Consider the following 4,407-nt stretch of genomic DNA (forward strand, 5'->3'; position numbering starts at 1 on the left):
ATGGCGTATCTGAAAATGTCTGTGGAGATGATGGGACGGGGGCTTTGCCTAGTTACCAATCTGTGAAGCAGAAACTCTTAGGTGTGAATCTAAGAATCCCCTGTTAGATTGCTTTAGCAATTAACGGGGGAGTATGTCAAGATTGAGATTCATCCCGCTTTCATCAGGGCATTGGTTGGATTGATCCACCCCTCGATTCTGCACAATATCGAGAGCGGCTCGTTCCACTGGTTTTGTCTTTCGTCACTCCCCATCAATAACCATGAAACTTCATCACTACGCATTACTGGCCGTGTTAGGTTTGTCCAGTCCCCTCATCGTTGCGGCGACCGTCCCCCCGATTGCGATCGCCCAAACCCTCCCCACCGGAGTCTTTCAAAACGAAAACTGGATCGTCACCCTCAACTACACTAACAACACCCTCACCTACTACGGCGAAAGCAAGCGCAACGGCAGCAACATCTACCTCAGCGGTGCATCCGTCGGCGGCGATCGCAATCGTCGCATCTACACCTGGCGTAACGGTGATGTGCGCTATCAAGTGGCCTGGCAACCCGCCCAAACTGACCTGATTCGCCTCCAGGTGTTTGATGGCCGAGGCCGCGAATTGGTCAATGAACTACTCGTCGAAGAGTATTAAGCGTTAACCCAAACGAGCAAAATATAATCGCGTTTTGGCAACAACAAGCTCTGTTCCCATGCCCAGTGTTGAGGCTTGGGCATCGTGGCTCAGGATTGATCGAGGTGATCGGCGAGGAGACTTTGGACAAAATTTTCCAGTTTTTCCGGGGGGCAACAGTCGAGCAAGGTGCGATAGGTTTCGTATAGTTTCGCCGCACTATCACCTAACAGCGGACTGAGGCCCCACACATCTTGCACCCAGTCTTCCGGGGCCGTTTCTTCAAAAATGAGGCGTTCTAGGATTTGCTGGGCTTCGTCTTTGGGGAGGGTCATGGTGGGCAAAAGGATGAAGGATGCGGTGGGGCAAGGGGCGGTGGGGCAAGGGGCAAGGGGCAAGGGGCTTAAGCCCCTTGTTCTGGTGTGGTTTTGGGGGATTGGAGGTCGGGGGGGAGGGTGAAGCCGTGGTGTGGATCGGCGGTGAGGGGGTAGACGGCGGTGACGGCATCGAGGTTGAGGGGGCCGTAGAGGTGGGGGAAAGTGCCATGATCCGGCACGGCTTCCCATTTCAATTCGGCATGGAGGCGATCGCGCTCAATCCTCAACAATACCAAATCCTCCTGACCGACAAAAAAACGATTCGCCGTCGCGATCGCCTGCTCTAGGGTGGAGGCATGGATGAAGCCCTCGGTGGCTAAGGAGGGCGGCCGATAGTCGCCCTGAGCTTGGGCGGCGTTCCAGGCCGTCCGGGGGGTGATGTGGAAAATCGGCGCGGGTTTCACCTACTGCACATCCCACCAGCCAAAGGCCGGGCCGATGAAGCGCACCGTAAACCAGCCTGTGGCCAATGCCCCGATGCCGATCCAGGCTCCACGTGTGGTGATTGCCATAAATTGTTCCGATTGGCGTTTGGTGATCGGAACCCAGGGTAAGATTCGCTGTTCTTGCCCGTACTTTTCGCCGAGGGATTCCTTGCGTCGTTTAGATTCGCCCATAGTTTTCCTGTGTCGTAGGTGAAGCATAGCTATGATATCAAACCCCTGGGCGGTGGTGGGATTACCAGGCGTTGCCGATCAGGGTGTAGGCGGCCCAATAGAAGGGGTGGGTAAAGGTTTGGCCGTTTTGGGTTTGGGTGAGGGTGACGGGGTCGAGGTCGATCGCACCGGCGCGGGTTTGGAGTTGGCGGTCAGCGATCGCCACCTGACCGCGCAACATGGCCAGTTGAGCCTGTTGGAGGGCCACCGCCTTGGTGGGTGCAGTTTGGAGGGCGTGATAAAACTCACCCATCACCCCCACGGTTCCCAAATCACTGATGTACCACAGGCTCGCCAGGGCCGATCGCGCCCCGGATTTGACGATTAACCCAGCAAACCCTAGCTCTGCTTCGGCGTTCCCCGCCGCCGTTTCGCAGGCACTGAGCACCACCAATTCCACGGGCGGGTCATCCCAGGCAAATCGCTCAATGTCGTCGAGTTCTAAGCGATCGCGAAAAAATTGAATGTAGGAATCTTGCGGCGTTCCGGCGTTGAAATCCGCGTGGGTGGCGAGATGGACAATGTCACAGTTACAGGCGCGACGCTCCCGCCGTAACCGTTTTTGGGTGAATTCGCTATTCAGAAAGGCGCGATCGCGCCAACGGGACGGAATATTCGCCAGTTCAGTTTCCACCCCCGGCAGTGGTGCTTGTTCCTGAAATTCCGAAGCCCCCATCGCGAGCACCGTCGCCTGATCGAGCCGATGGGCGGCAGTGTTCAGAAGATTAAACGCCGGAATTTGGGCGAGGCTGAATTGTTCAACGAGAAATTGCTGATTTGCCTGGTCGTACAACGCCGCAAAGGGAAACGATCGCAGCCCATTCCCCCCGCAAATCAACAGCAAATCAATCCCATCTCGGCGCAGCACATCAGCGATCGGGGCAATCATCCAATCATAAAGCCGACTCGCAGCACCCAAATAGCGATCAGAGTTCAGGTTACGGGGCTGCGACACTTCCCGCTGAAATTCCCGCATCGTTTGCATCAAGGCGTTGGCATTGGCGGCGGCAATGTCCCGACTGACGGCGAGGGTGTCGGGGGTGGTGAGGGCCAGATTCAAGGCATCGGGTTTCGACATTAACCACAACACCGCCCCCTTTTGTCCCGTGGCTTGCTCTAGTTCCGTCAGTTTGGCGGCAATCTCTTCCACTTGAATCTCAACCTCGCCCAGTTCAAGCCCCCAATACTCCGCGTATTCCCCGCTCCACTCCTGTTCCATGGCGGCGATCGCGTCAGCCACACTCGCGCTAGCCACACTCGCGTCAGCCACACTCGCGTCAGCCACACTCGCGTCAGCCACCCTCGCGTCAGCCACCCTCGCGTCAGCCTGCACCTGTCCTCGCGCTGGACTCCAAGCCACAACCCCCAAAAAAACCAACATGGCGCAACACAAACTTAAAGCCCAAGATCGCTTGATCATCATCACCATCAAAATTTCTCTCTGCCTGTTCTGTGACTGGGTGGGTACATTCCCGTTCTACCTCATCCCATTGAATTTTAGGAGATTCAGATCGCAATCTTGGCGGCTTGATGAACGGATTAGGTGCTCAATCCCCTGGGTGTGGGGATTCTCAACTTCACCATACAGTACGGATCGCAAGATGGCGTTCAGGCGATCGCACCCCCGATCCGTCTCCATTGCAGAGATACCCACAACCCCATACACGCCCCATCACATCGACGATCGCTGGCGACGCACCGCCGCACCAATGCCCAATCCCCCCAAGAGCATCACCCAGCCGCCCCGCGCCTCTGGCACCGATTGATGCAGTGCGGTCAGGGTCACATTGTCCACAAATTGTGTGGGGGTCGTCGCGGTGGTGAGATAGGGGCGGGTCAATTGGAAGCCCACGTCATACCATCCCTTGGTGAACACATCAAACCGAGCGGAGAGGCTGGCATATTTGACTAAGTCCGGGGAGATTGCCGAAAAGTCATGGCGGGCGATCGCCTCTCCATCAAACATTAATTCCAACAGCCCCCCCGAAGCATTACGGCGTTCGGACTGACTGGCCGCGTCCACCGTCAATTCAAACTGGCCCGCCTCTAGGTAAACCGACTGCGTCAGACTGCCGCCCCCAAATTGAGCTTCTTGGAAATTCACCTGTCCCACTCGAAACTGAGCCGCTAGGGAGGGAAACCCACTCCCCATCACATCAAATTCCGTAACATTCGGGAGGGGAATATTGCCAGGGTTAACGCCATGGGAGCCATTGGCTGTGGTTTGGATCGTCCAACCGCTGAGATCTCCTGTTTCAAATCCTCCATTGCTCAACATTGCAGCGTTGACATCCGCAATTCCTCCAATACCCAAACTCAGAATGCTCGCGCATGCGACTAGACATCCGTTCATACGACCTCATATTTGCGATTAAATAACAGTGTTTAATGCACCCATGCACCGCCACTTGTAGGGAAGCGGTACTGTCAAAACCCTATGTTTTTCACTTTAGCAACTTAATTCCGTAAATGTACGGATCAGTTCGGTAATTACGGAAGTTTTACACAATCTTCCTAAAAGCGCGATCGCGTTCATCAAAACTTTATATATTTTTGTCCGGAAAAAATATTAACGACTGACTTGATAGCCCTCACCCCCAACCCCTCTCCCAGAGAGCTACTGCTTATACACAAACTGCTCTTAACGATGTTCACCTTCTCTCGATCCCCCCTAGCCCCCCTTAAAAAGGGGGGAACGCAAAAAAGTCCCCCTTTTTAAGGGGGATTTAGGGGGATCAAACGCAGACGAGGCCAA

General features: G+C 55.1%; 6 protein-coding genes. 1 reads left to right on the top strand and 5 read right to left on the bottom strand.

What is annotated here, in order from left to right:
- The first annotated feature begins 262 nt into the window (after positions 1–262).
- On the top strand, positions 263–640 hold the full coding sequence (locus PN477_RS13465) for a hypothetical protein (protein ID WP_272117983.1): 378 nt from the start codon (positions 263–265) through the stop codon (positions 638–640).
- Between the two features lie 89 nt (positions 641–729).
- Here PN477_RS13465 and PN477_RS13470 read toward each other — a convergent pair whose 3' ends face one another.
- From PN477_RS13470 to PN477_RS13490, 5 genes are all read right to left on the bottom strand, one after another.
- A complete protein-coding gene (locus tag PN477_RS13470; protein WP_272117985.1) occupies positions 730–1,017 on the bottom strand; it encodes a hypothetical protein in 288 nt (95 codons plus the stop codon).
- Between the two features lie 5 nt (positions 1,018–1,022).
- Complete coding sequence (locus tag PN477_RS13475) at positions 1,023–1,400, bottom strand: DUF952 domain-containing protein (protein WP_272117987.1); 378 nt, start codon at positions 1,398–1,400, stop codon at positions 1,023–1,025.
- Positions 1,401–1,613, bottom strand: coding sequence for a DUF2839 domain-containing protein (locus PN477_RS13480; protein ID WP_272117989.1), 213 nt, complete (start codon positions 1,611–1,613; stop codon positions 1,401–1,403). It lies immediately after the preceding gene.
- Positions 1,614–1,674: 61 nt separating this feature from the next.
- A complete protein-coding gene (locus PN477_RS13485) occupies positions 1,675–3,033 on the bottom strand; it encodes a CHAT domain-containing protein (RefSeq protein WP_272117991.1) in 1,359 nt (452 codons plus the stop codon).
- 291 nt (positions 3,034–3,324) lie between these two features.
- Entirely contained in the window at positions 3,325–4,005 is a 681-nt protein-coding gene (locus PN477_RS13490) for a hypothetical protein (RefSeq protein ID WP_272147344.1), read from the bottom strand.
- Between the last annotated feature and the right edge of the window lie 402 nt (positions 4,006–4,407).

The sequence above is a fragment of the Spirulina subsalsa CS-330 genome, from assembly GCF_028330765.1.
GTDB lineage: Bacteria > Cyanobacteriota > Cyanobacteriia > Cyanobacteriales > Spirulinaceae > Spirulina > Spirulina subsalsa_A.